Raw genomic sequence first — 26,585 nt, forward strand, 5'->3', positions numbered from 1 at the left:
GGGTTTGAGCGGGGTTTTTGGAAGGGCTATCCATAGCCCTCCAAAAACGCGATGCATCCCTGCATCGCCCCTGCGGGCAACTCCGCCCAAACCCTCCGGTGCTCGGCGCGGCATCAGGGGATTAAACCGCCGCAAAGTCAAAAACGTCTGAGGATTTTATAAGACTGAAAATAGCGTTTAATGTAGGATGCTATCCGCTTTTGGCGATATAGCACTAGCAACACTCCCGTCTCTTTGATCTGCAAATCCTACAGCTTAGTATATGAAAATAAGTACAGAAATCACTGAAGTTAAAGCAACATTTGGTACTTCATTTGGAGTATGTTCCGCTGTTTTATCGGTAATAGATATATATGGAAAAGATCTGTTTATTTATTCGACATCCATTTCTATATTAACAACATTAGTTTTCTGTCTTTTTTTAATCAGAAAAAAACGAAAAATTAAAAAATTTTTTGGGATATTGGATAATCAATCAATAAACATATCAATTGCATCTTACCGAGACATAAGAAAATTCCAAAGAGAGCTCGGGGAAGATAAAAATATGCGATATTATAAGACAAAGCCTTGCAAGACAAATGGTGGCGAGAAAATATTGACTTACTTAACAGGCGCCACTAAATATCCTCTAACCGATGTTGGAGTTACTGAATGGACTGTAAATTTTTCTCTGCTACTATCTCAATACATTAGCTTAGAAAATAAGATAAAAGTATTCGGAGATGAAGACTTTGATGACGATATGATTGGAACAGTTATCTGCATAGGCAGTCCTACGTCAAATTCAACTTCTGGAGACATAATAGACAACCTAAAGAGCCAAGGATGCAGTATAGAATTCACAACCAATTCCTTAACTTGCTGGCGAAAAATAACTTATCAGTCAGACGAAAATAAAGATTATGCTTTACTAATTAAATACACAGATGACCAAAGAGTTTTTTTTGTTATAGCCGGAATCGATGAGCATGGCTCCTTTGCAGTAGCAAAAGTCTTGTTAAAAAATTGGAAAAAACTGCCTAACGCTGACTTTATACAGTTATATGAAGTTAATAAAGGAAACACAACTATAAAAGAACACGTAAAAACACTGCTAGCAGAAAAAACAAGAAATAAAAATAAAAAGATCGAGTGGATAGAAACATTATATAAAGATCATTGATAACTTCAGCAAAGTCACAGAGTGGGAGCAAATTATTGTCCGCACAGAATAATAACCATCGGCAACCAAATTTGCCCGCTCTAGGTAATCTTCGCCGGCTGGTGGTTTTCTCCCCTGATGCCGCGCCGAGCACTGGAGGGTTTGGCGAGAAGTTGCCCGCAGGGGCGCGGCAGGGATGCCGCGCGTTTTCGGAGGGCTAGGACAGCCCTTCCGAAAACCCTCGACAAACCCGGAGGAGCGCAGGGTTCAAGCGGCGTGGGGCCACCTTTTCTTTGGATACTTTCTTTTGGCGGAGCAAAAGAAAGTATCTCGGCTGTCGGGCCGAGACCCGACATACAAAAAACCGTCGCGATAGCGACACCAAACCCAGGCAGTCAAATGAACCTACAAAATCTGACTCAAGACAAAACCTACGCCACCACCCTAACCACGCTGGCGGCGATAACCCTCTTGATCCCCCTGTGCAACCTCATCTTCCCCGAAGATTCCGCCTTGCATTTCTCAGCCTATTCAGTCTCCCTAATCGGCAAATACCTCACCTTCGCCCTGCTTGGCCTGTCGCTAGACATGGTCTGGGGCTACGCCGGGATTCTGGTGTTGGGGCAGGGGGCGTTCTTTGCCTTGGGCGGCTATGCCATGGGCATGTATTTAATGCGGCAGATCGGCACCCGCGGCGTGTACGGCAACGCGGAGTTGCCGGATTTCATGGTGTTTTTGAACTGGACCGAACTGCCCTGGTACTGGTACGGCTTCGGCAACTTCGGCTTTGCCATGCTGATGGTGTTGCTGGCGCCGGGCATCTTGGCCTTTGTATTCGGCTGGCTGGCGTTCCGCTCGCGGGTCACCGGCGTGTATTTGTCCATCATTACTCAGGCTTTGACTTACGCTCTATTGCTGGCCTTTTTCCGCAACGAAATGGGCTTCGGCGGCAACAATGGCCTGACCGATTTTAAAGACATCCTCGGCTTCAACATCCAATCCGAAGGCGTGCGTTCGGCCTTGTTGTTTTGCACCGGCCTGAGCCTGATCGGCGCCTTGCTGCTGTGCCGTTGGATCGTCAATAGCAAGTTGGGCCGGGTAGTCACTGCGATTCGCGACCAGGAATCGCGGGTGCGCTTTTTGGGCTACCGGGTGGAATTGTTCAAACTCTGGGTGTTCGTGTTCGCGGCAATGCTGGCCGGGTTGGCCGGGGCGTTGTACGTGCCGCAGGTCGGCATCATCAATCCCAGCGAATTCTCGCCGCTCAACTCGCTGGAAATCGTCATCTGGGTGGCGGTCGGCGGGCGCGGCAGCTTGTACGGCGCTATCATCGGCGCGGTGCTGGTCAATTACGCCAAAACCGTGTTGACCGGTCTGATGCCGGATGCCTGGCTGTTTTGCCTAGGCGGCGCCTTTATTTTGGTCACCCTGTTAATGCCCGACGGTATCGTCGGCCTGCTGCGCCGCCGCGGCAAACCCAAACCCCTAGTCGCCAGCCCGGCAGGAGAACCGGCATGAATTCGCACATCGTCAATTTTCCGGGCAATGCGGGTCCGCAATATCAAAACGTTATCGATACCAGCCACCGCACCATTTTGTATATGGAAGACGTTAGCGTCAGCTTCGACGGCTTTCGCGCGCTGAACCATCTGTCGTTGTATATCGACGACGGCGAACTGCGCTGCCTGATCGGCCCCAACGGCGCCGGCAAGACCACCTTGATGGACGTGATCACCGGCAAAACCAAGCCCGACAGCGGCTCGGTGTTCTTCGGCCAGACCATCGATTTGCTGGAGCTGGACGAACCGGCCATCGCCCAGGCCGGCATCTGCCGCAAGTTTCAAAAGCCCAGCGTGTTTGACGCCCTGACCGTGTTCGAAAATCTGGAACTGGCCTTGAAAACCGACAAACGCACCTGGCCGACCTTGTTTCATAAACTCAACAGCGAGCAACGCGACCGCATTCAGCAAGTGTTACTGATTATCGGTTTGGCGGGGCAACAAAAAAATCTAGCCGGCGCGCTGTCGCACGGCCAGAAGCAATGGCTGGAGATCGGCATGCTGCTGATGCAAGACCCGAAAGTGATGCTGGTCGACGAACCCATTGCCGGTATGACCCATCAGGAAGTCGAGCGCACCGCCGAGTTATTGCTGTCCCTGCAAGGCCAGCATTCCATCGTGGTGGTCGAACACGACATGGAATTCGTCCGCAGTATCGCCCGCAAAGTCACGGTGCTGCATGAAGGCTCGGTGCTGACCGAAGGCAGCATGGACGAAGTCCAAAACGATACTCGCGTGATCCAAGTTTACCTGGGGGGATGATGTTAAATATCAGCGCATTGCAACAATACTACGGCGCCAGCCATACCCTGTGGGATCTGGATTTGCGCGTACCCGCCGGCGCCTGCGTCTGTCTGATGGGCCGCAACGGCGTCGGTAAAACCACGCTTTTAAAAGCCATCATGGGCCTGCTGCCGGTGGCCGACGGCAGCATTCAATTCGACGGGGTGGAACTGGCCAAAGCCAAAGCCGAATCCCGTGCCGAACTGGGCATCGGTTACGTGCCGCAAGGCCGGGAAATCTTTCCGCTGTTGACCGTGGAAGAAAACCTGAAAACCGGCCTGCGCGCCGCCAACAAACACGGCATTAAAAAAGTCCCGGACAGCATTTTCGAGATTTTTCCGGTTTTGAAACAAATGTTGAAACGCCGCGGCGGTGACCTGTCCGGCGGCCAGCAACAGCAATTGGCTATTGGCCGGGCGCTGGTGCTGAACCCACGCCTGCTAATCCTGGACGAACCCACCGAAGGCATCCAGCCCAACATCGTCAGCGAAATCGGCGACGTGATTATTCGGCTGAATAAAGCGCGCGGTGTGGCCACGCCAAGCCCCAAACCGGAGACCGGCGAAATCCATCAAGCCATAGACCGCATCCACAAAGAACTGGGCGTGACGGTGTTGCTGGTCGAACAAAAACTGCCGTTCGCCCGCAAGGTGGCCAATCAATTCTGCATCATGGACCGCGGCCGCCATGTGGCGGTGGGCGCGATGGGCGAATTGGCGGACGATATGGTGAAGCGCTATTTGACGGTGTAGTATCGTGTAGGAGCGACGCATCGTCGCGATTTGAAGCGCAACGATCGCGACGATGCGTCGCTCCTACCAAGATCCTTTAACGCTTAACCGGTTGTTTCATGCGCCCCACCTTTGTTACAGACAACTCTGACTTTTTTCCAACTTCCCACTGGGAAGCGGAACTCACTTTAGACTTTGCCCCGCGCGGAGCCAAAACCGCGCTGGTCAACCGTGCTCATCGTGGCCCGCTGACCGTACAAAGGCCGTTTTATCCGGAAGGCGAAGTCTGCCACGTCTACCTGCTGCATCCGCCCGGCGGCGTAGTGGCCGGCGACCGCTTGACCATCAACGCCAGCGCTGGATCCGGAGCCCAGGCCCTGATCACCACACCCGCCGCCGGCAAGTTCTACCGCAGCGGTGGCGGCGAGGCACGGCAAACGGTGATTTTAAATGTCGCCGACGGCGCCAGCCTGGAATGGCTGCCGCAGGAAACCATCGTCTACGATGGTGCTCGCTTGAATGCCAACATGCACATCGACCTAGCCGAACAAGCCCGCTTCGTCGGCTGGGAAATCACCGCCCTTGGTCGACCTGCTGCCAGCGAAGGCTTCACAAACGGCCACGCCGAACTCAACTGGCGCATCCGGCGCGGCGGGCGCTTGTTTTATCTGGAACGCCAGCATCTGAATGCCCAAGCGTTTCAAGCGCGCTGGGGTTTGTTCGGGCATTCGGCGTGCGGGACGCTGTTTGTTTATCCGGCTACGCCAGTGCAGTTGGCGGCGGTGCAGGCATTGATTGGCGATGAGCCGAATCGCGGCGTGACCATGATTGAGGGCTTGTTGATTTGTCGGGGCTTGGATGCTCGGGCGGATTTGTTGAAGGTTTTTTTTGAGCGGGTTTGGGGATTGGTGCGCGGGGATGTTATCGGCAAGGCGGTTTGTTTGCCGAGGATTTGGGCGACGTGAGGTTTTGAATTTTCTTGGGGTTTTTCGGGGTTGGGTGATAATGATGTCGTAGTGTGACAGCTGTTTTAGAAGTCGGTTCGCGGACCGACAAACCGCGATACTTTCTTTTGTTTGGCCGAAAGAAATTGGGACTAGTTTCCGGTATGGGGGTATTGCTATAACTGGGTTACCAAAGTAGCGCGCAGCCTGGGTTCAAATTTGACCAAACCGCATTCGTGTGCGATTCGATAACTCATACTTGTAGGTGCGACATAGGAGGCGATGACCGTTTTAAATTAGGGGAGTCGCGGTTGTGCAAAGACGCACATTTAAGAAAGACGAGAAATTTCTTCAGAATTCCACATGTGAGTTAAATTTTAGCCGTTCCTATGGCGCACGGGGTTCAGCCGCCGTGCGTCATTCCTTTTGAGGTGTTGGAGGCCACCCGACCAACAAGCTTGGCTTGTGATGTCCGGAGTAACGCAGCCTAGCTAAGGCAGCAGAGGCAAGGGTTAATTTCTAATTGTTCGGTACCGGTAGTTTGCGCACGGCTTCGGCCACTATATCCATCAAATCGCCGCCGCCTTGGTTAAGGTATTGAATGATTTGCTTACGCATCCTAGGCTCCCAAAAATTCTTGATATGCTGTTCCACGCCTTGAATAGCAAGGTCTCTATCGGGTTCGGATTTGAAAAACGCGCCAATATCGTTGGCCATTTTGACTATGTTGCTGTGATCCATATTACGCGACTGATGCTTGTAGATGTTGTAAACGGTGGGGGTGAGTGTAAACCACGTGGTTGTCGTTGCGGGCAAAACCGATCAGGGTCAATCCGGATTCTTGCGCCAGTTGAATCGCCAGCCCGGTAGGTGCGGAGATGGCCGCTAACAAAGTGATGCCGACGCTGGCGGCTTTCTGTACCATCTCGTAACTTGCCCGGCTGGTGACGATCAGCCAGCCGGCATTGAAATCGCAATCTTGCTTGGCTAATGCGCCGATCAGCTTATCCAATGCATTATGTCGGCCTACGTCTTCGCGAACTGCGGTGATGCCGCGATCCACGCTGAGCCAAGCGGCCGCGTGCACCGCGCCGGTCAATTGGTTGAGAGATTGTTTGTTCGGCATGTCCTTAAGCGCTGAGCTAAGTATGCGGGCGTCCAAGACTAGACCGGGGCCTACCGGTTTGACCTGCCGGATGGCTTGTTCCAAGGTGCTGGCACCGCACAGTCCGCAACCGGTACGTCCGGTCATATTCCGCCCTTTGCCGGGCATGGCCTCGAAGCGTGCGTCCGGTATGGTCATGCGAACTTCGACCCCTTTAGAGCGCTGCACTACTCTGACGGCATGCAATTCGCGGGAGTGCCGGATGATGCCTTCCGTCAAACTGAAGCCCAAGGCGAAATCCTCCAGGTTTAACGGCGTCGCCAACATCACCACATGCGGGATGGTGTTGTAAACCAGCACGACGGGAACTTCTTCCGCGACCGAATCTTCCGCCGCTTGGTGGGTAGGGCCGCGCCAGACGTCGAAGGTCCCCCTTCGATAGCTGGCCCAGCCTAGCTCGCTGATTGCGTCCATTAGCAAAGTCGAACGCTCAGTTGGTACTGGCAACTATCCGGTTTTCCAACAAAGACAACTGATCGTCCGAAAAACTACGGTATTGTTTTTGCCATTCCGAAGGTTGCGCAACTTTGGCGACGTGCACCGCGGTGACTTTGTATTCGGGACAGTTGGTGGCCCAGTCCGAATTGTCGGTCGTGATGACGTTGGCGCCTGAATGCGGGAAGTGGAAAGTGGTATAAACCACGCCGGGTTGCATGCGGTCGGTGATTTTCGCGTGCATGACGGTTTCGCCGGAGCGGCTTTTCACGCCCACCCAATCGCCGTCCGCGATGCCCAATACTTCGGCATCGTGCGGATGGATCTCCAAGCGGTCTTCGTCGTGCCAGGCCACGTTGTCGGTACGGCGGGTTTGAGCGCCGACGTTATATTGCGACAGGATGCGGCCGGTAGTCAGAATCAGCGGATACTGGCTGTTGGTGCGCTCTTTGGTAGGCACGTATTCGGTCAGCATGAACCGGCCTTTGCCGCGCACGAAATGATCGGCGTGCATGATAGGCGTTCCCTCAGGGGCTTCGTCGTTGCATGGCCACTGGATACTGCCCATTGCGTCGATTTTTTCGTAGCTTACCCCGGCGAACTGCGGCGTCAGGCTGGCGATTTCCGCCATGATTTCCGACGGATGGCGGTAGTTCATCGGGTAGCCAAGTGCGTTGGCCAGGTCTTGAGTTACTTGCCAATCCTCTTTGCCGGCCAGTGGCGTCATGACCCGACGTACCGGAGAAATGCGCCGTTCGGCATTGGTGAATGTGCCGTCCTTTTCCAGGAATGACGAGCCGGGCAGGAACACGTGGGCGAATTTGGCGGTTTCGTTCAGGAACAGATCCTGTACGATCAGGCATTCCAAGGAACGTAATGCATGGTGCACGTGTTGGGTATCAGGATCCGATTGGGCGATGTCTTCGCCTTGCACGTACAGGCCCTTGAAAGTGCCGTCGATAGCGGCCGCGAACATGTTGGGTATTCGCAAGCCGGGTTCCGATTCTAAGGCGACGCCCCAAGCGGCTTCGAATTGGTTACGCGTCGAGATGTCGGAAACGTGGCGGTAGCCGACGAATTCATGCGGGAACGAGCCCATGTCGCAAGAACCTTGCACGTTGTTTTGCCCGCGTAGCGGATTCACGCCCACACCTTCGCGGCCGATATTGCCGGTCGCCATGGCCAGATTAGCGATGCCGATTACAGTGGTTGAACCTTGGCTGTGCTCGGTAACGCCAAGTCCGTAATAAATGGCACCGTTTTCGGCCGTAGCATACAAGCGGGCTGCCGCTCGCAAGGTTTCAGCATCGATGCCGGTGATTTCCGAAACCGCCTCGGGCGAATTTTGCGGCAGGGCAACGAAAGCTTTCCATTTGCTGAAGGATTCGACATCGCAACGTTCCATTGCGAATTGTTCGTCTGCTAGGCCCTCAGTGACGATGACGTGGGCCATGGCTGTGACAACCGCGACGTTGGTGCCGGGACGTAGTTTCAGATGATAATCGGCTCGTACGTGCGGGCTATTGCTGACCAAGTCGATGCTGCGCGGGTCGACTACGATCAACTTGGCACCTTGGCGCAAGCGGCGCTTCATCAAGGAGCCGAATACCGGATGGCCGTCGGTCGGATTGGCGCCGATTACCATGATGACATCTGATTTCAGCACTGAGTCGAAGGTTTGGGTGCCGGAAGATTCACCGAAGGTGCTTTTCAAGCCGTAACCGGTCGGCGAATGGCACACGCGGGCGCAGGTGTCGACGTTGTTGTTGCCGAAACCGGCACGGATCAGTTTTTGTACTAAATAGGTTTCTTCGTTGGTACAGCGTGAGGAAGTGATGCCGCCGACCGAATATTTTCCATAGGTGGACTGAATGTTTTTTAGCTTGTCGGCCGCAAATTGAATGGCTTCTTCCCAGCCTACTTCGCGCCAAGGATCGGTTATGTTTTCGCGTATCATAGGTGCGGTAATCCGATCTTTGTGAGTGGCGTAACCGAATGCGAAACGGCCTTTGACGCAAGAATGACCGTGGTTGGCCTGGCCGTTTTTATCCGGCACCATGCGTACCAACTGTTCCCCTTTCATTTCCGCTTTGAACGAGCAACCGACGCCGCAATAGGCGCACGTGGTGATTGTGCTGTGTTCGGGTTGACCGTAATCGATGACTGATTTTTCCATCAAGGTTGCGGTAGGGCAGGCTTGAACACAGGCACCGCAGGATACGCATTCGGAATCCATGAAGGCTTGGTTTTGCCCCGGAGAAACTTTGGATTCGAAGCCGCGGCCGTCTATCGTTAAGGCATACGTGCCTTGCACTTCTTCGCACGCACGCACGCACCGCGAACAGACGATGCATTTGGACGGGTCGAAGCTGAAATATGGATTGCTGCCGTCTTTTTCGGCACTCAAATGGTTATCGCCGTCAAAACCGTAACGGACTTCGCGTAAACCGACCGCACCGACCGTATCCTGCAGCTCGCAATTGCCGTTTGCCGAGCAGGTCAAGCAATCCAGCGGATGGTCTGATATATACAACTCGGCAATGCCGCGCCGAACATTAGCTAGCTTGTCGTTCTGGGTGCAGACCTTCATGCCTTGGCCGACCGGCGTGGTGCACGAAGCGGGATAGCCGCGCGCGCCCTCGATTTGCACCAAGCACATGCGGCAGGAGCCGAAAGGCTCCAGATGGTCGGTCGCGCACAATTTGGGAATGCTGATGCCGGCTTCGGCCGCAGCACGCATCACCGAGGTACCAGCGGCGACCGTGACTTTATGACCGTCGATTTCCAGTGTGACTTGATCGGTAGACGCGCTGGCTGGCGTGCCGTAATCGATTTCTTGATTGATAGACATAATGCTCTCCTGTAATCGATCAGGCTTTGGCTGTAGGTAGACCAAAGTCTTCAGGGAAATGATTCAACGCGCTCAACACCGGGTAAGGTGTCATGCCGCCCATCGCACACAATGAACCGCAAAGCATCGTGTCGCACAAATCACGCAGCAATTCGGTGTTTTTTTGTTTTTGCTCGTTGCCGACGATGCGATCTATGACCTCTACACCGCGGGTGGAGCCGATGCGGCAGGGTGTGCATTTGCCGCAGGATTCTTCGACGCAAAATTCCATTGCGTAACGGGCCATCTCGGACATATTGACGGTATCGTCATGCACCACAATGCCGCCGTGGCCGAGTACGCAAGCGATAGCGGCGAAGGCTTCGTAGTCTAACGGTGTGTCGAATTGTCCTTCATGTAAATACGCGCCTAACGGCCCGCCGACCTGCACGGCACGAATGGGGCGTCCGCTGGCCGAGCCGCCGCCGTAATCGTATAAGATTTCGCGTAACGTCATGCCGAAGGCGGCTTCGAACAAGCCGCTATGCTTGATGTTGCCGGCTAACTGCAGCGGCAAGGTGCCGCGCGAGCGGCCCATGCCGTAATCCCGGTAGTACTCGCCGCCCTTATCCAGAATGACCGGGATCGAGGCCAACGAAATGACGTTGTTTACGATGGTGGGTTTGCCGAAAAGGCCGACGATGGCGGGTAACGGCGGTTTGAAGCGTACCAAGCCGCGTTTGCCTTCCAGGCTTTCCAATAAAGAAGTTTCTTCGCCGCAGATATAGGCGCCTGCGCCGCTACGTACTTCCAGATGGAAAGTCTTGCCGCTGCCTTGTATGTTTTCGCCCAAGTAGCCGTGTTGATAAGCGGCTTCTATGGCTTGGTTCAAGGCGATTTTGGCGTGGGGGTATTCGATACGCAGATAGATGTAGCCTTGGGTCGCACCTACCGCCAAGCCGGCAATAGTCATGCCTTCGATCAATACGAAGGGATCGCCTTCCATAATCATACGGTCGGAGAAAGTACCCGAGTCGCCTTCGTCCGCATTGCAGACGATATATTTTTGCTCGGCCGGTGCATTCATCACGGTATTCCATTTAATACCGGTCGGGAAAGCTGCGCCGCCGCGGCCCCGCAGCCCGGAATCGGTCACGTGCTTAACGATATCGACAGGTTGCAAGGCCAAGGCATTTTTTAAACCGCGATAACCGTCGTGGGCAAGGTAATCCTCAAGGTTGACCGGGTCGGTCAAACCGACGCGAGCAAACGTCAGGCGGTTTTGATACTTGAAGAATGGGTGTTCCTCGATATTGCCCAGCGACAGAACATGTTGTTTGCCGTCCAGGAATCCGGCCTCGACAAGCGTGGCAAGGTCTTCGGGCTGTACCGGGCCGTAAGCCACTCGACCGGTGGAGGTTTCGACTTCGACCAAAGGTTCCAGCCAAAACATGCCGCGCGAGCCGTTACGCACGATTTCGATGTCCAGTCCTTTGGTATCGGCTAGTTGCTGCAATGACTGAGCGACTTGTTCCGCGCCTAAGGAAAGCGCGGTTGAATCACGGGATACGAATACACGAGTCATGATTTATTACCTTTGCAGGAGGCCACGAGGCGATCGAATTTTTCCGGAGTGACACGGCCGTGTACTTGATCGTCTATGGTAATGGAGGGTGAGCAGCCGCAATTGCCGAGGCAATAGACCGCCTCCAGCGAGAATTGTTCATCGGTCGTGGTTTGGTGAAAATCAATGCCCAGGGTTTGTTTAGCATGTTGTTCCAGAGCTTTACTGTTCATGGCCTGGCATGATTCGGCCCGGCAGATGCGAATAGTGTGTTTGCCCGGCGGGGTGGTGCGAAAGTAGTGGTAGAAGCTGATGACTCCGTGAACTTCGGCTTTGGATAAGCTCAGATCTTTGGCAATGTCTTCTACGGCCGCCGGCGGAATATAGCCCAAGGTATCCTGAATGCCGTGCAGAATTGGCAGCAGGTTGCCAGGCATGGTCCGATGGCTAGCCAATATATCAAGCACAATGGGTTTTTGGCTTTGGTAATCTTGCATCATGGGCTCTTCTAAAAGATGGAACATTTAGCAGACTATTTAAACACGAACAATTAACGCAACGCAACGCAGTCTATCAGCGCCAAGCTGCGGAAAATCTAGGCTGGACGCGGATTTGCGCGATTGTCAAAGCTGCTGCATTGATACTTAGTCAACAAACAGTAAACAAAGAGGCCGACGATTGATGCCGTTGGGTAGACAAATTTGCATGCATGATCTCTACGAAATTGTTCCTTGGATAAGTAGCGTTTATTGTGATTGATGGAGGGGATGGTACCCCTAACTTGGATAATTTCAAGCGTTTGAACTTTATGGTTATTGCGGGTTGTAGCCAATTGAATCGGGTGTGGCAGGAATTTGAACTTGTACCGTAGAACCGATGGGGTTATAGTCCGCTATGAGGCCTATGGTCTTAATTTAACAACAAAAACTAAAAAAAATGAGGAGGTTGCTATGGGTGGTGTGTTTGAGCTAGGCATTGTGATGCTGATCATCGCCTTTTTTGCATTTGCACCGTTGGGCTATTTCATTTACATGTACACGATGAAAAATGGCGAGCCTTTTGGCGATATCGAACCACATGGCGATAGCGAGTCGCCAGTGTTGAATATGGCCGAGAAATTAATAACCACGGTTAAAGGCTTACTCGCTAAAAAATGACTTAATTGTTAGCGCCGAGTTGGAAAAAAGCCGGGTATTTCCCGGCTTTTTATTAGACAGAATGGCCGCAGCAAGGACAATGAGGGTTTTTTTTCAAGCGTAAATTTTGCCATTCCATGCTTAATCCATCCAGCAGCAATAGACGGCCAACCAAGGGTTCTCCACAGGAAACGATTAGCTTGATGGTTTCCAGTGCTTGAACGCATCCGATAATACCGGTGATAGGCGCGATAACGCCATTAGTCGCGCAGTTTTGCAGTTCTTCGCCCTCGCTCTGATATAAGCAGTTATAGCAAGGGCTTTCCCCTTTACCCGGCGTAAATACGCTAATTTGTCCTTCAAAGCGTATGGCGGCTCCTGAAACCAAAGGTTTTCGGTAGGCTACGCATGCCTTGTTCACGGCAAAGCGGGTGGTGAAATTGTCGCTGCAATCTAAAACCACATCGGTATTTTTTACCTCGTTTAACAGGTTTTCCCCTTCTAATCGTGCCTTGCGAGCGACTACCGCAATTTCCGGATTGATGTTTTTTAAGCTGTCGCGGGTTGAAATGACTTTGTCCAACCCTATATCGGCGGTGCCGTGGGCGATTTGGCGTTGTAGATTGCTTAGGTCCACTTGGTCGTTATCGTAGAGCGTCAGGTGGCCTACGCCGGCAGCCGCCAAATACATGGCTGCCGGGGAGCCTAGTCCGCCGGCCCCGACGATTAATACCTTGGCATCCAATAGTTTTTGCTGACCCTCGATATCCACTGGGGGCAGCATGATTTGTCGGCTATAGCGCAACAGTTGTTGGTCGTTCATGTTTAAAGCTTCCGAGAAAGGCGGTTGATAATGCCAAAGAGCTTGACAGAGTGCAAAACCTCGCTATTATTAGCACTCGTTACAAGAGAGTGCTAATAAATTTAGTTTGATCTTTAACCTGTATCTACATAAAGGAGACATTGATGAAAATTCGTCCGTTACATGACCGCGTTGTCGTTAAGCGTGTGGAAGAAGAAACCAAAACCGCAGGTGGCATCGTACTGCCCGGTTCCGCTGCAGAAAAACCGAGCGAAGGTGAAGTTTTGGCAGTTGGCGAAGGCAAACCTCTTGATAACGGCCAGGTGCGTCCAATGGCAGTTAAGGTTGGCGACAAAGTATTGTTCGGTAAATATTCCGGTTCCGAAGTAAAAGTCGGCGGCGAGCAGTACATTGTGATGCGCGAAGACGACATTATGGGTATTTTGGAATAATCCAAATCGATATTTATCAATTACATAAAAACGATTAAGGAATAAAAAATGGCAGCAAAAGACGTAAAATTCGGCGGTGATGCGCGCGCTTTGATGGTTGCGGGCGTCAACATTCTAGCAAACGCGGTAAAAGTGACCTTGGGTCCTAAAGGCCGCAATGCCGTATTGGACAAAAGCTTCGGTGCTCCCACCATTACCAAAGACGGCGTGTCGGTTGCTAAAGAAATCGAATTAAAGGACAAATTCGAAAACATGGGCGCACAAATGGTTAAAGAAGTTGCGTCCAAAACTTCTGATGTCGCCGGCGACGGCACTACCACTGCAACCGTGTTGGCTCAAGCAATAGTCAACGAAGGTTTGAAAGCGGTTGCGGCCGGCATGAATCCCATGGATTTGAAACGCGGTATCGACAGCGCCGTGACGGCAGCGGTAGCGGCTATCGAGAAAGCGGCGATTCCATGCAGCGACAGCAAAGCGATTGCTCAAGTCGGTACCATTTCCGCCAACTCCGACGAATCGGTCGGCGCAATTATCGCCGAAGCGATGGAGAAGGTCGGTAAAGAAGGCGTTATCACGGTAGAAGAAGGTACCGGTTTAAACAACGAATTGGACGTGGTCGAAGGCATGCAATTCGATCGCGGTTATTTGTCTCCGTACTTCATCAACAAACAAGACAGCATGAGCGTCGAGTTGGATGATCCGTTTGTCCTGCTGTATGACAAAAAAATCTCCAATATTCGTGAAATGCTGCCGGTATTGGAAGGCGTAGCCAAATCCGGCCGTTCGCTGTTGATCATTGCGGAAGATGTTGAAGGCGAAGCCTTGGCTACCTTGGTTGTCAACAACATGCGCGGTATCGTAAAAGTGTGCGCAGTAAAAGCGCCCGGTTTCGGTGATCGCCGTAAAGCCATGCTGGAAGACATTGCGATTTTGACCGGCGGTACCGTTATTTCCGAAGAAGTCGGCTTGTCATTGGAAAAAGCCGACGTAGACATGCTGGGTACTGCCAAGCGTGTACAAATCAATAAGGAAAACACCACCATCATCGACGGTGCCGGCGACGAAGAGCAAATCAAAGGTCGTGTCGCACAAATCCGCGCCCAAGCCGACGATGCTACTTCCGATTACGATCGGGAAAAACTGCAAGAGCGTCTGGCAAAACTGGCCGGCGGCGTGGCGGTGATCAAAGTGGGTGCTGCGACCGAAGTCGAAATGAAAGAGAAGAAAGCCCGTGTCGAAGACGCACTGCATTCAACTCGCGCAGCCGTCGAAGAAGGCGTGGTTGCCGGCGGTGGTACTGCTCTGGTCCGTGCTCTGGCTGCTTTGGAAGGCCTGAAAGGTATTAATCACGATCAAGACGTCGGTATCAGCATCCTGCGCCGAGCGATGGAAGAGCCTTTGCGTCAAATCGTCAGCAATGCCGGCGATGAAGCGTCCGTGGTATTGAACGAAGTCAAAAAAGGCAGCGGTAACTTTGGTTATAACGCGGCCACCGGCGAATACGGCGACATGATCGCTATGGGTATTTTGGATCCTGCCAAGGTTACCCGTTCCGCTCTGCAAAACGCCGCATCGGTTGCCGGTTTGATGATCACCACGGAAGTCATGGTCGCCGAAGCGCCGGCTGACAGCAAAGCTCCTGCGATGCCTGACATGGGCGGCATGGGCGGCATGGGCGGCATGATGTAAGTTTCGCTCAGTTCATACTGTCATATCGAAGCCCCGGTATCTAACATGCCGGGGCTTTTTGTTTTTATAAACCGAATTTTCTGTGTAAAGGACGCAGGCGGGGGAGCTTTTGATATGGGATGGGTTATTGATGCACGACTAGGTTCTCGATATTTCGCGGCAAATCGCGCAATCGCTCGCTTATTTAACATAGATTTATTTTAGCTTTGCTGACACCAAGGCTGTTTGTCTTACATTGCCATCAAAAATCGAATCTAAGCGCGCAATTATCGATTTAAGTTTGGTGCTTTCCGCGTTTATTAGAAGGGGGGAGTGCGTTGTCTCGATTATCGGTTAGGTATCTTCTGAATAGTTGGCCTTGAAAGGATTTACAAAGCGACTTTGTTTTCCGTTTTGTGGTGCGAATATTGCTTCATACGGCTTGATTTATTCCAAAAGCATCATCAGGAGAAAAATGTGGCAATGAACAAAGTCGATAGAAGGCAGTTTCTATTCATGGGCGCATCAGTGGGTGCGTTAACGGTGGCAGAGGCGATGGTAGGGGGAGGGCAAGCATTAGCGGCAGTCACTCTACCGGATTCCGGTATTTTTACCTTGCCTGAATTGCCTTATGCACAAAGTGCGTTAGAGCCTTATATTTCGGCAAATACCGTGAGTTTTCACTACGGAAAGCATCATGCCGGTTATGTCAAAAACTTAAACGGTTTGATTGTCGGTACCGCCTACGAAAATATGAGCTTGGAACGAATCATTAAGGCCACGAATGGTAAGCGTTTGATTCCGGGGCTGATATTTAATAATGCTGCGCAAACGTGGAATCACACATTTTATTGGAATAGTTTGCGTCCGGGGGCGGGGGATGCGGAACCGCCAAGCGGTAAATTAGCGAATTTGATTAATAGTCAATTCGGGCATTTTTCCGATCCTGGTACCGATGCGAAGGGAAATTGGACAAACCCGGGGTTCAAGCAGAAATTGTTCGACGCGGCGAAAGGGGTATTTGGTAGCGGCTGGGCTTGGGTGGTTGTCGACGGCGGACGCTTGGAAATCGTAACGACCGGGAATGCCGGCAATCCGTTGGTAATGGGAAAAAAGCCCTTGCTGGTGATTGATGTTTGGGAGCACGCCTATTATTTGGATTATCAAAACTTACGCACCGCCTATCTAAACACTATTTTGGATAAGTTGATCGATTGGCAATTTGCCGGCGAAAACCTGCCGTCCAGGCTGGCTTAGCGTTTAGTTGTCGATAGTATTAATAACCTAGGTGCGGATATGAAATTTTTAATTTATTCAAGCGTTACTTTTGTGGTTTTGGCAGGTTCAAATGGTGCCTTCGCCGGATTTTCCGGTTCTTATCAGCCGCAAAATTGGTCGATTTATACCGATGGCGGCAGTATCGATACTGCCGTTGCCCCCGATTGGATTTCGATTACCAGCAGCGATGATCAGTCCGGGGAGTTAAACAAATACCAGCAAATTATCATTACAGCAGTTTATTCCGGTCAAGTGAGTTTTAACTGGCGTTATGACACTTTGGATATCGATGGTCCGAGTAATGACGATTTCGGTTGGCTGTTGAATGGCGAATTCAGCTTGTTATCCGATCCGGACGGAGATATTAGTCAAGCCGGGAGTTTCGTGGCGGATATCGTTGCCGGGGATATATTCGGTTTTCGGATTTATTCGCTGGATTCGCTAGGGGGTGCCTCGACCGCATTAATCAGTCAATTTTCCGCTCCGGGTACATCGCCCGCGCCGGAACCAATTCCCATACCCACCGTTGCTTGGATGCTGCTGTTGCCGATGGTGGCGACGCTAAGACTTAAGCCTGCGAGAGCTTGATAGGGGGGAGTAGTAGGAGGAAGAGGGGCTTCAGGCATAAAAAAGCCCACATTACGTGGGCTCCGTCCGGTTACTATTGTTATTGTGTGGACGCCTGCTACCGGGTAGCAGGTTGAATTGCTGCGCTTATTGTTATTGTTGTACCGTCGAAACGGTCGCTTCCTCCTCCCTCATTCTTACGCACTTAGCGGCGCATTGACCTCTATCAAGGTGTGCGCATTATACTGTCCGAATGTTGGGATGTCTACAAAAAACGCGACAATTTGCCGCATATTTTTTATTGAACTTTATAAATCAGAGGTTTAGTTACGTCGGTTTTGCGATTATTGGTAGAGGCCTGCTGGATAGACGGTTGGCAGGTATTGATTCTCTATCAAAAAATTCAAAATTATGCCCTTAACAGTAATGAGATAGGTAAAGCGGGCTGAATTCACGTTATCTGCAGATGGCATAACGTGCGGATTGATACGCTATTCAACGGATGGATTGAGTGCAACGGTTTCTTGCAATATTCTGCTGAAACTCGGCGAATGCGGTAGAATCCACCTCCCTTTACGGATACAGTGGGCATGCAGATAACGGCAATCTATCCCGGGACATTTGATCCCATTACAAACGGTCATTTAGATTTGATTTGCCGCGCCTCGAATCTATACAAGACCGTTATCGTCGCGGTCGCGGAAAATTTGGCGAAACAGCCTTTGTTTTCGTTGGTGGAACGGGTGGACATGATAGAGCGGGTTGTAGGCGGCTTTAGCAACGTTCGAGTGCTAGGGTTCAATAATCTGTTGGTCGAGTGCGCTCAGTTACACCAAGCCAGCGTCATCATCAGAGGCCTGAGAGCGGTTTCGGACTTTGAATACGAATTTCAAATGGCAAGTATGAACCGCCGTTTGGCGCCTAATGTCGAAACCGTATTTTTAACCCCATCAGAACAATACGAATTCATTTCTTCCAGTATGATTCGGGAGATAGCCCGTTTGAACGGCGATGTTTCCAGTTTTGTACCGGAGTTAGTCAACAAGCGTTTAATTGAAAAGTTTAAATCGGAGTGAACCATGGCTCTTTTAATCGGCGACGAATGCATTAATTGCGACGTATGCGAGCCGGAATGTCCCAACGGCGCGATTTCCCAAGGTGAAGAAATTTACGTGATCAATCCGTCATTGTGTACCGAGTGCGTCGGACACCATGATAAGCCGCAGTGTATGGAGGTGTGTCCGGTCGATTGCATAGGGAAAGATCCGGACAACGTCGAAGATCGCGACAACTTATACGCAAAATACATGCGCTTAACCGCCTAGGGTTTATCGCCCGGAATTAAGCAAAGACAGCAGTGGCCGGCTGGGCCTTTAATGCTGATTTTTTCGTTACGCTCTTTTTACCCGCCTGTTTTTTCCCTCAACTTGTGAGATTTTTATGGCCGAAAACATTTCAAATAACGCGTTGATTTTGGCGTTGCTATCGTTAAATGGCGAAATTGCCATCCAAAAAGATTATTTGGATTCAGGCGAAATTCCTGAAGAAGAACTGGCGGACGAGCAGGAAGTGCTGGACGATTTGGAACAAGCCTTCATGGAATTTGTGGATTTATATAAAAACAGGGCGCGTGCCGATCGTTCGTTGCCGGAATTGGAAGAGTTATTGGCTGGCGAAAGCCAAGCCTAGTGCCGGGATATGACGTTATTCGCCGATTGGCTTTTGCGGTCGGCGATTAAGGCCTCAATAACCATGTCGGAAGCCCCATGAAATATCGAGATTTGCGCGATTTTATTCAGCAGTTGGAAAAGCTGGGTGAATTAAAACGCGTTAAGGTGGAGATCGATCCCTATCTGGAAATGACGGTTGTCTGCGATCGGGTATTGAAACAGGGCGGGCCGGCTTTATTGTTCGAGAAGCCCAAGGGTGCCAATATCAGTGTGTTGGGCAATCTGTTCGGCACGCCGAAACGCGTTGCGTTGGGTATGGGGGCGGAAGACGTGTCGCAGCTGCGCGGAATAGGGGAGTTGTTGGCATTTTTGAAAGAGCCGGAGCCGCCGAAAGGCGTTAAAGATGCGCTGGATAAATTGCCGGCGTTTAAGCAGGTGCTGAATATGGCGCCAAAATTGATAACCGCGCCCGTATGTCAGGAAGTCGTGCGCATCGGTAGCGAAGTGGACTTGGCGGATTTTCCGATTCAAACGTGTTGGCCGGAAGATGCCGCGCCGCTGATTACTTGGCCTCTGGTGATAACCAAGGGTCCAAACAAAGAGCGGCAGAATCTGGGGATATACCGGCAGCAAGTCATCGCTAAAAACAAAGTCATTATGCGCTGGCTGGCACATAGGGGCGGCGCTTTGGATTTTAAGGAATGGCAGGAAAAATATCCGGATAAGCCGTTTCCGGTCGCGGTGGCGCTGGGCGCCGATCCGGCGACGATACTGGCAGCTGTCACGCCCGTGCCGGACCCGCTATCGGAATATGCTTTCGCCGGGTTGCTACGCGGTAGTAAAACGGAAGTTGCGCATTGCTTGACTCCGGGGCTCGACGGTTTGCAGGTGCCGGCGAGTGCGGAAATTGTGTTGGAAGGTTTCATTTATCCGGGGGAAACCGCGCCGGAAGGGCCGTTCGGCGATCACACCGGCTACTATAACGAAGTGGACGAGTTTCCGGTTTTTACCATCGAACGAATTACTCAGCGTCAGGTGCCGATTTACCATTCCACCTATACCGGTAGACCGCCGGACGAACCGGCCATTTTAGGCGTTGCCTTGAACGAGGTATTCGTGCCGATATTGCAAAAGCAATTTCCGGAAATCATCGATTTTTATTTGCCGCCGGAAGGCTGTTCGTACCGGATGGCCGTCATCAGTATGAAAAAGCAATACGCCGGCCATGCCAAGCGGGTGATGTTCGGAACCTGGTCGTTCTTGCGGCAATTCATGTATACCAAATTCGTCATTGTGGTGGACGACGACGTGGATGCAAGGAACTGGCAGGACGTCATTTGGGCGATTACTACCCGAATGGATCCGGCGAGAGACCTGACGATTCTGGAGAATACGCCCATCGACTATTTGGATTTTGCCTCGCCGGTGTCGGGCTTAGGCTCGAAAGTCGGATTTGACGCCACCAACAAATGGCCGGGTGAGACTCAGAGGGAATGGGGCAAGCCGATCGTGACGCAGCCACAGGTGGTGGCCAAAATCGACGCTATCTGGGCAAGTTTATTTGATTAGTCGGCGACAGTTCGGCTGATGTATGCAAGCGAGGGATAGTGTGCAATGGTATGGGTTCGATTTCGATCATTAGCCCGGGCGGTAGGGTTGTAGTGTCTACTAGGCTTAGTGCCTCGAAGTCTGCGGTTTCCATAGTTGCGACTGCGGAAAAATTAATCGGTAAAAGCTAAGCCATGAGAATTTTGATCGTCGACGATATTTTGGAAAACAGGCTGTTGTTGGAGCGCTTGTTAACTCGAATGCGCCACCAAGTCTTGCAGGCGGAAAATGGTCAACACGCTGTGGATGTTTATACCAACCAGGCTTTGGATCTGATTTTGATGGACGTGATGATGCCGGTTATGAACGGCTTTGAAGCGATACAGATCATCAGAGCTTTGCCCAGCCAAAAATGGGTGCCGATTTTTCTGGTTAGTGCGTTAACGGACGTCAAAGATATTATCGAAGGGTTGAAAGTCGGGGCGGACGACTATCTTCCCAAACCCATCGATTACGCCATCTTGAGCGCAAAAATCGATTCGGTAGAGCGCACGTTGGAAATGCAACGCCGGATTATCGCCGATACCGAGCAGCTGAGGCGCTACCGCGAACAAAACGAACGCGAACACGACTTTTTGCAAGCCATTTTTGAACGCTTGTTAAAGTTAAACGAAATCAACGAAGAGCAGGTGCAATATTGGTTGACGCCCGCTCAACGTTTTAGCGGCGATTTGGTATGTGCGCACAAGACCGATCAGGGCTTGATCTACTTTATGCTGGCCGACTCGACAGGGCACGGTTTGGCAGCCGCACTGCCTACGGTGATTGTTAATCAAGTTTTTCGCGGCATGGCCAAGAAGTCTTTATCGGTTAAACTCATCGCCAGGGAGATAAACGGTCAGCTATATAGTCAATTGCCACCCGGCCGTTTCGTTGCGCTTACGTTAGGAGTAGTCAACGAAGCCGATTGCAGTATCGAGATATGGAATGGCGGTTTGCCCGAAGGTTTGCTGATTGCCGACGACGGCAGCGTCAAACATGCGTTTCGTTCGCTACATACTTTTGCCGGGGTGCTGGATGACGAGTCGTTCGATGACAGTACCGAATATTATCGAACGAACGAGTCTTGCGAATTGTTTTTGTATTCAGACGGGGTGATAGATGCGACAAATCGGCAGTTCAGTCGTTTCGGCACCGAAAAATTAAGGGCGGAGCTGTCTACTTCCGCGCCGGGGCAAAGGGTTGACGCCGTCAGACAAGCGTTGGAAGCGCATATGGTGCGCGATGAAGCCCAAGACGACGTGTCGTGTTTGGCAATCCGCTTAAAATTGGCTTCCTCCTTGAGCCCGATGGGATAGTATTGATGGCTTCTTTACAGCCGAGTATCTACCCCAAGCTGCGCGGCATATTATCTTTCCGAATTGAAGACCTAAGCCTTGTTCGATTCCACCTGCTCTAAAATCACGTCGGACGCTAACAACAAGCCGCGTTTGTAAGAGTCGCAAGCCCGGTCTTTATCGCCTTTGTCGAATAATACGTCGCCGAGTAAATGGCAGGCCCCTACCGTAGCCTCTTTGTTAAGGGTTTTCAGTAGATATTGTTCGGCTTTTTCCAGTTGGCCGGCTTGATGGGCGAGTTTTCCCAGCACCTTTAATAGAACGGGATCGTTGGGATAGACGCTCAACCATTGCTCCGCGGTTTGTAAGCGTTTTTCCTTGCCTTCGCTTTGGATGGATGAGAATAGTTCGAGTAGCGTAGCGTCCCAATGGCGGCCCAGTTGAGCAATCGCTTGGTCTTCGATTTCCGACCCGGCACCGGCGGCTATCATCGCGGCGAAATAAATATTGGCTATGCCCGGTAAGCGGCGAATGTGTTCCGGAACGTCGTTCCAGCAACGCCGGATGGCATCCGGGTTTCCTTCGCGTTGTGCCTGTTTGAGCAAACTGCTGTAGGTTTGAGTCTCCAGCAACTTGACTTCGGCTTCCATCAAAATTTTGTGTTGTTGCAGCGACGGGAGAAGTTTGCTTAACGATTCCCAATCGCCTAGGTGTTGGTAGGCCTGATGCATCATGCGCAACACTCGGGCATGCCCCGGATTGATTTCGTTCAGGGTTTCCAGCGTCTTTAACGCTTGCTCGAACTGTTGTTCGGACAGGTGCAGTTCGGCTTGGGTAAGTCCTACCGTCAAATTGCCTTCATGGGATTGTTCCAAGGCCTTTTGCAGGTATTCGTCGCGTTTATCCAGGGCGCCGCGGGACTGGGCGGCCCGCGCGGCGGTCAGGTAATGTAGAAGAGGAGCGCCGCTGTTGGCGGCATGTTTGATCAGGGTTTTTTCGGCGCTTTCGAAATTTCCGTCAGCGGCGTCGAATAAGCCGGCGATTAAAGCTTCTTGCGATCGGTTGAATTTAATGTTTTGCCGGCGTTTGGACAATCGGCCGGGCAGGCGTAACAGCACGCCCAGCAAACGGAATACGCTGTACAGTATGAAGAAAGTAATCACCAGACCGACCGTGAATACGGTCAACGACGTTTCCAAAGACCAATGCCCGAAGCCGATTAAAACGTAGCCTGGATCGTTATGTTGCGCAAGCCAGCTATGCAAAGCGAACGCCACGGCCGCCGCTGTAACTAGAGAAGCCAGAAAATACGCTATGTTTTTCTTCATGTGCCGGCCTGCGTTATGGCTGAGGTGTTACAGCTTGATCGGGTTTTTCTGGATCAGCCGGGGTGGAGTTTGCGGTATCCGAAGATAGGGCCTTGTCGGTTTCGATCCGGAGTTTGCTGATATCGCGCATCATTTTTAGAGAACCGCTGACATCCGGGAATTGGCTTTTCAAGCGGGCTCCGGCTAATTTATCCAGCTCTTCGACAAATTGTGCGGTTTGCAGATTCTCGGCGAAGTTTTTCTTCAGCCAGTTTTTGGCATCGGCGATACTGCTGGTGAACAGGGTATCGTCTTGCCGGACCAGGGCGATTTCTATCATTTCCAAGCGCACTTTCAATTGTTGTTTAATGAAATGAGCTTCTTCGGGCGTCAAAATTGCGTTGACCGGTTGTTCGGTATGGCGTAATACCACGTAACCTTCCAATTGTTTCGCCACTTGACCCAAGATTTCGTGGCCTTCTTTGGACAAATCCTGCGATGCCGCGGATTTTTCCGGCGCTTTACCGGCATGCGGCAAGAATACCGACAAGCCTTCGACCGCTTCTTGCAGGTGTTGCAATTGCGAGTAAATTCCAACGATGTCGGGTACGTCGACATGAGTCAATAGTGCAATTTCTTTGGCGATTTGTTCGCGGACTTTGAACACCGAGGCATCGCCGCTTTCCCGTAAGCGTTGGTCGGCCGCTTCCAGGGCTTGGCGGGTGGTTTCCACGTCCCCGACCAGATGTAGGCGCTGGTTGGCGACGCTCAACAAATACTCGGCATCGGCTAACAGCCAATCGCCGCGGGTTTTTCCGAGTTGGCGTTGTAAGCCTAAAATGGAAGCTTCCAACTCTTTACGGGCGGTGGCGAGGTGTTCTTCGTGTAATTTGGAAAACTCCGCCAGCGTTTGCGTGAAGTGGTTGTCTTTGCCGGTCAGTTCGGTATTGACGTTAGCAATTTGCGCTTGCAAGGTCGAAAGCTGTTGCTGCAAGTCGTTCAGTTCCTTGTCGATTTCCAGCATGCGCTGGGTGTCCTGATTGTTGTCCGTATCCTGATTGGTTCTGATTTGCTGGACGACGAATACCCCGGCGACCGCAAGAGCCAAGACCAGCAAAATAGCGATCATTCCTATCCATAGGCCGGCTTTGGATTTTTTAATGACGACTTGCGGCGTTGGGTTTTCCTGTTGTTCAATGTCTTCGGCCACTGTTTTCCCCGGTAAATAACATGGTCAATGTTTCTAAAATCGCTGAATCCGACGCTTGAGCCGTAACGGCTATGCATTGAAAGCCGGCACGGCGCGCCTGTTCGGCAATACGCGAACTGACGACCAATAGCGGCAATCGCTGCATTTTAGCGAGGGTTTCAGGCGTTAACATCGTTAATAAGTTTTGCAACGCTTCACCGCTGGTGATGGTGGTTGCGTCCAGATTTCCAGCCAATATGGTCTTTTGTATGGCCCGGTTGTCGTTTGCCGGCGCGTAGCGGCGATAAAGCTCTAAACAAGTCACCTGAGCGCCGCGGGCCGTCAATTCTTGAGCCATCACTTCTCTTCCGCCCAGCCCGCGGACGATGGTAATCCGCTGACCGGCAACGTCGCTTAGCGACGATTGTGCCAATAACCCCTCGCTGCTGAAATCGGTATCAGGACAGCTGGTTAAATTCAGAGCCGCCTGTTCGAGTGCGGCGGCGGTTGCTTTGCCTACGGCCGCAATGCGTTTGGATTTCAGCTCGGTTATTTTTCCGGCTAGCGCTTGTAGAGCGAATTTCACTGCATTGGTACTGGTAAATAGTAGCCAATCCGAGGCCAGAGCGTTTTCCAGCGATTTCGGATCGACCGGCATTGGGGCAATTGCCAAGGTCGGAAAGCGTAGCGGTTTGCCGCCGTGTTGTTCGATCAGGCGGCACAAGGGTTCGGCTTGCGCCGTAGGCCGGGTAACCAAAATTTGCGCGCCGCCTAAATCGCCGGTCACTGGTAGAGCTCCTTTAGGATTTGCTCGGCGCCTTGCGCCAGCAAATCGTCGGCTACAGCGAAACCGAGCGCTTGCGCTTGTTCCAGTGGATATTCGGCTTGCGCGCGAAACAGCTTGCTACCGTCCGGACTACCGACTAGTCCGCGTAGAAACAGCCGGTCGTCGCGAATTTCCGCAAAGCCGGCGATGGGTACTTGGCAGCCGCCGTTTAGGCGGCTATTCATCGCCCGTTCGGCGCTGACCCGCAGGCTGGTACTTTCGTCGTGCAATACTTGCAAATAACGGTGAATGTCGGCGTCGTCTATGCGGCATTCGATGCCAATTGCGCCTTGTCCCATGGCAGGCAAACTTTCTTCGCCGGATAGTCTCGCGGTAATGCGCTCGGCCATGCCTAAACGTTTCAAGCCGGCGGAGGCCAAGATAATGGCGTCGTAGTCGCCGGCGTCGAGTTTTGCCAAGCGGGTGTTGACGTTGCCGCGCAAGCTGAGGATCTGTGCATGCGGAAAACGGGCCTTGATTTGGCATTGGCGGCGTAAGCTGGAGGTGCCGATGCGGGCGTCGACGGGCAATTCGGACAAGCTGCGGTAACGGTTGGATACGAATGCGTCGCTGGGGTCTTCGCGTTCCAGAATGACGGCTAGATGTAAACCGGCCGGAAACTCCACCGGCACGTCTTTCATCGAATGCACCGCGATGTCGGCCGTGCCTTCGAGCATGCCTTGTTCCAACTCTTTGACGAACAAGCCTTTGCCGCCGACTTTCGCCAAAGGCGCATCCAAAATCTTATCGCCGCGGGTAACCATTTTGACCAGTTCGGTGCGCAGGCCGGGGAAGGCTGCAGTCAATCGAGCTGCAACGTGTTCGGCTTGCCATAAGGCGAGAGGGCTTTGTCGGGTCGCGATTCTAATTATTCTGTCTGTCACCTTTGCTCCTGCTTGTTAACGACGCGAGTCGATCGGGAATTTCGTCTGTCCGTGTGCAAAATTTCATTATTGTAATCGGTTTTATGCCGAATTTAACGGATTAGTTTCGGAGTTCGGCTGTGGCGCGGCAGGAAAGCGCCGGCCTAGCCGGCGCGATTCGATTCGGTGCTTTGTGCAGTCGGATCTACCGGGTCGAGCGGACTGCGGACGGATGAAGTCCGCCTGATTAACCCATAACCGACGTCGCTTGCAAGTTTCGACTTTAGAATGTCCCAGCCGGGCGGCGGGCATGCCGCGGAAAAATCCCGTTCGAATTCCAGATAGACTATGCCGTTGGCCGATAAGGCATCGGCCTGGGCTATCGCTTGGCAGATTTTGGGTATCCAGCTCTGATTAAACGGTGGATCGAGGAATACCAGGTCGAATTTTTTCTGACAGTGCTTTAAAAAGGTTTCCGCATCGGCTTGAACGATTTCGATGTTGTCGCTATGGAATCGGGCGAGATTTTCCCGCAACTTACGGCAGGTTTGGCTATTGCTGTCGACCAGAGTGACGTGGCGTGCACCGCGCGAAGCCGCTTCGAACCCCAAGGCGCCGCTGCCGGCAAATAAGTCCAGGCAGCGGCTGCCTTCGACCTGCATGCGCAACCAATTGAACAGCGTTTCCCGCACTCGGGCCGGGGTGGGCCGCAAGCCGGGGGCATCGTCGAATTTGACCACCCGGCTGCGCCATTCGCCGCCGATAATGCGCAATTGATTGCTCACGG

The 26,585-nt window shown here is 52.1% G+C and carries 26 protein-coding genes; 15 read left to right on the plus strand and 11 right to left on the minus strand.

Features of this window, described 5'->3' with window-relative positions; all coding sequences use genetic code 11:
* The first annotated feature begins 262 nt into the window (after window positions 1-262).
* From F1E05_RS08190 to F1E05_RS08215, 5 genes are all read left to right on the plus strand, one after another.
* Window positions 263-1,165 carry a hypothetical protein gene (locus tag F1E05_RS08190; RefSeq protein ID WP_150047831.1) on the plus strand — a complete coding sequence of 301 codons (903 nt, stop codon included), beginning with the start codon at window positions 263-265 and terminating at the stop codon, window positions 1,163-1,165.
* 378 nt (window positions 1,166-1,543) lie between these two features.
* Window positions 1,544-2,662 (plus strand): urea ABC transporter permease subunit UrtC, encoded by a 1,119-nt coding sequence (gene urtC / locus F1E05_RS08200; RefSeq protein ID WP_150047832.1) that lies wholly within the window; start codon window positions 1,544-1,546, stop codon window positions 2,660-2,662.
* The gene (urtD, locus tag F1E05_RS08205; RefSeq protein ID WP_150047833.1) at window positions 2,659-3,465 is read left to right on the plus strand and encodes an urea ABC transporter ATP-binding protein UrtD; all 807 of its coding nucleotides are present in this window, start codon (window positions 2,659-2,661) and stop codon (window positions 3,463-3,465) included. Before urtC ends, urtD begins: the two co-directional genes overlap by 4 nt.
* Complete coding sequence (locus tag F1E05_RS08210) at window positions 3,465-4,238, plus strand: ABC transporter ATP-binding protein (protein ID WP_150051872.1); 774 nt, start codon at window positions 3,465-3,467, stop codon at window positions 4,236-4,238. Before urtD ends, F1E05_RS08210 begins: the two co-directional genes overlap by 1 nt.
* A 98-nt stretch (window positions 4,239-4,336) precedes the next feature.
* Window positions 4,337-5,182 (plus strand): urease accessory protein UreD, encoded by an 846-nt coding sequence (locus tag F1E05_RS08215; protein WP_150047834.1) that lies wholly within the window; start codon window positions 4,337-4,339, stop codon window positions 5,180-5,182.
* A 498-nt stretch (window positions 5,183-5,680) separates the two neighbouring features.
* Here the strand turns inward: F1E05_RS08215 and F1E05_RS08220 are convergent, their stop codons facing one another.
* From F1E05_RS08220 to F1E05_RS08240, 5 genes are read right to left on the minus strand one after another with little or no spacing between them, the layout of a single operon-like run.
* Window positions 5,681-5,878, minus strand: a complete 198-nt coding sequence (locus F1E05_RS08220) for a formate dehydrogenase subunit delta (protein WP_232056823.1) — start codon at window positions 5,876-5,878, stop codon at window positions 5,681-5,683.
* A 25-nt stretch (window positions 5,879-5,903) separates the two neighbouring features.
* Window positions 5,904-6,740, minus strand: coding sequence for a formate dehydrogenase accessory sulfurtransferase FdhD (gene fdhD, locus F1E05_RS08225; RefSeq protein ID WP_150047836.1), 837 nt, complete (start codon window positions 6,738-6,740; stop codon window positions 5,904-5,906).
* Window positions 6,741-6,756: 16 nt separating this feature from the next.
* The gene (fdhF, locus tag F1E05_RS08230; protein ID WP_150047837.1) at window positions 6,757-9,612 is read right to left on the minus strand and encodes a formate dehydrogenase subunit alpha; all 2,856 of its coding nucleotides are present in this window, start codon (window positions 9,610-9,612) and stop codon (window positions 6,757-6,759) included.
* A 19-nt stretch (window positions 9,613-9,631) separates the two neighbouring features.
* Entirely contained in the window at window positions 9,632-11,176 is a 1,545-nt protein-coding gene (locus F1E05_RS08235) for a formate dehydrogenase beta subunit (RefSeq protein ID WP_150047838.1), read from the minus strand.
* On the minus strand, window positions 11,173-11,652 hold the full coding sequence (locus F1E05_RS08240; RefSeq protein WP_150051874.1) for a formate dehydrogenase subunit gamma: 480 nt from the start codon (window positions 11,650-11,652) through the stop codon (window positions 11,173-11,175). The genes F1E05_RS08235 and F1E05_RS08240 overlap by 4 nt, the downstream gene beginning before the upstream one ends.
* Before the next feature lie 363 nt (window positions 11,653-12,015).
* On the opposite strand from F1E05_RS08240, the gene F1E05_RS08245 reads away from it, so the two are divergent.
* The gene (locus F1E05_RS08245; RefSeq protein WP_332095565.1) at window positions 12,016-12,312 is read left to right on the plus strand and encodes a hypothetical protein; all 297 of its coding nucleotides are present in this window, start codon (window positions 12,016-12,018) and stop codon (window positions 12,310-12,312) included.
* Window positions 12,313-12,364: 52 nt separating this feature from the next.
* Here F1E05_RS08245 and F1E05_RS08250 read toward each other — a convergent pair whose 3' ends face one another.
* Complete coding sequence (locus F1E05_RS08250; protein WP_150047839.1) at window positions 12,365-13,114, minus strand: HesA/MoeB/ThiF family protein; 750 nt, start codon at window positions 13,112-13,114, stop codon at window positions 12,365-12,367.
* Window positions 13,115-13,257: 143 nt separating this feature from the next.
* Between F1E05_RS08250 and groES the strand changes: the two genes are divergently transcribed.
* The 9 genes from groES (at window position 13,258) to F1E05_RS08295 (ending at window position 21,634) form a co-directional block, all read left to right on the plus strand.
* Window positions 13,258-13,545, plus strand: coding sequence for a co-chaperone GroES (groES, locus tag F1E05_RS08255; protein ID WP_150047840.1), 288 nt, complete (start codon window positions 13,258-13,260; stop codon window positions 13,543-13,545).
* Window positions 13,546-13,593: 48 nt separating this feature from the next.
* The gene (groL, locus tag F1E05_RS08260; protein WP_150047841.1) at window positions 13,594-15,234 is read left to right on the plus strand and encodes a chaperonin GroEL; all 1,641 of its coding nucleotides are present in this window, start codon (window positions 13,594-13,596) and stop codon (window positions 15,232-15,234) included.
* A gap of 462 nt (window positions 15,235-15,696) precedes the next feature.
* A complete protein-coding gene (locus F1E05_RS08265) occupies window positions 15,697-16,470 on the plus strand; it encodes a superoxide dismutase (RefSeq protein WP_408631335.1) in 774 nt (257 codons plus the stop codon).
* A 39-nt stretch (window positions 16,471-16,509) separates the two neighbouring features.
* A complete protein-coding gene (locus tag F1E05_RS08270) occupies window positions 16,510-17,079 on the plus strand; it encodes a hypothetical protein (protein WP_150047842.1) in 570 nt (189 codons plus the stop codon).
* A gap of 569 nt (window positions 17,080-17,648) precedes the next feature.
* Window positions 17,649-18,134, plus strand: coding sequence for a pantetheine-phosphate adenylyltransferase (coaD, locus tag F1E05_RS08275; RefSeq protein ID WP_150047843.1), 486 nt, complete (start codon window positions 17,649-17,651; stop codon window positions 18,132-18,134).
* Between the two features lie 3 nt (window positions 18,135-18,137).
* The gene (locus tag F1E05_RS08280) at window positions 18,138-18,383 is read left to right on the plus strand and encodes a YfhL family 4Fe-4S dicluster ferredoxin (protein ID WP_150047844.1); all 246 of its coding nucleotides are present in this window, start codon (window positions 18,138-18,140) and stop codon (window positions 18,381-18,383) included.
* 115 nt (window positions 18,384-18,498) lie between these two features.
* Entirely contained in the window at window positions 18,499-18,747 is a 249-nt protein-coding gene (locus F1E05_RS08285) for a hypothetical protein (protein WP_150047845.1), read from the plus strand.
* Window positions 18,748-18,824: 77 nt separating this feature from the next.
* On the plus strand, window positions 18,825-20,297 hold the full coding sequence (ubiD, locus tag F1E05_RS08290) for a 4-hydroxy-3-polyprenylbenzoate decarboxylase (protein WP_150047846.1): 1,473 nt from the start codon (window positions 18,825-18,827) through the stop codon (window positions 20,295-20,297).
* 173 nt (window positions 20,298-20,470) lie between these two features.
* Complete coding sequence (locus F1E05_RS08295) at window positions 20,471-21,634, plus strand: PP2C family protein-serine/threonine phosphatase (RefSeq protein WP_150047847.1); 1,164 nt, start codon at window positions 20,471-20,473, stop codon at window positions 21,632-21,634.
* 71 nt (window positions 21,635-21,705) lie between these two features.
* Here the strand turns inward: F1E05_RS08295 and F1E05_RS08300 are convergent, their stop codons facing one another.
* The 5 genes from F1E05_RS08300 to rsmD form a co-directional block, all read right to left on the minus strand.
* Entirely contained in the window at window positions 21,706-22,941 is a 1,236-nt protein-coding gene (locus F1E05_RS08300; protein ID WP_150047848.1) for a heme biosynthesis HemY N-terminal domain-containing protein, read from the minus strand.
* A gap of 13 nt (window positions 22,942-22,954) precedes the next feature.
* Window positions 22,955-24,130 (minus strand): uroporphyrinogen-III C-methyltransferase, encoded by a 1,176-nt coding sequence (locus F1E05_RS08305; protein ID WP_150047849.1) that lies wholly within the window; start codon window positions 24,128-24,130, stop codon window positions 22,955-22,957.
* Window positions 24,114-24,896 (minus strand): uroporphyrinogen-III synthase, encoded by a 783-nt coding sequence (locus tag F1E05_RS08310; protein ID WP_150047850.1) that lies wholly within the window; start codon window positions 24,894-24,896, stop codon window positions 24,114-24,116. Before F1E05_RS08310 ends, F1E05_RS08305 begins: the two co-directional genes overlap by 17 nt.
* Window positions 24,893-25,819 (minus strand): hydroxymethylbilane synthase, encoded by a 927-nt coding sequence (gene hemC, locus F1E05_RS08315; RefSeq protein ID WP_150047851.1) that lies wholly within the window; start codon window positions 25,817-25,819, stop codon window positions 24,893-24,895. Before hemC ends, F1E05_RS08310 begins: the two co-directional genes overlap by 4 nt.
* Window positions 25,820-25,962: 143 nt before the next feature.
* Window positions 25,963-26,583 (minus strand): 16S rRNA (guanine(966)-N(2))-methyltransferase RsmD, encoded by a 621-nt coding sequence (rsmD, locus tag F1E05_RS08320; RefSeq protein WP_150047852.1) that lies wholly within the window; start codon window positions 26,581-26,583, stop codon window positions 25,963-25,965.
* Between the last annotated feature and the right edge of the window lie 2 nt (window positions 26,584-26,585).

The organism is Methylomonas rhizoryzae, assembly GCF_008632455.1.
In the GTDB taxonomy this organism is placed as follows: domain Bacteria; phylum Pseudomonadota; class Gammaproteobacteria; order Methylococcales; family Methylomonadaceae; genus Methylomonas; species Methylomonas rhizoryzae.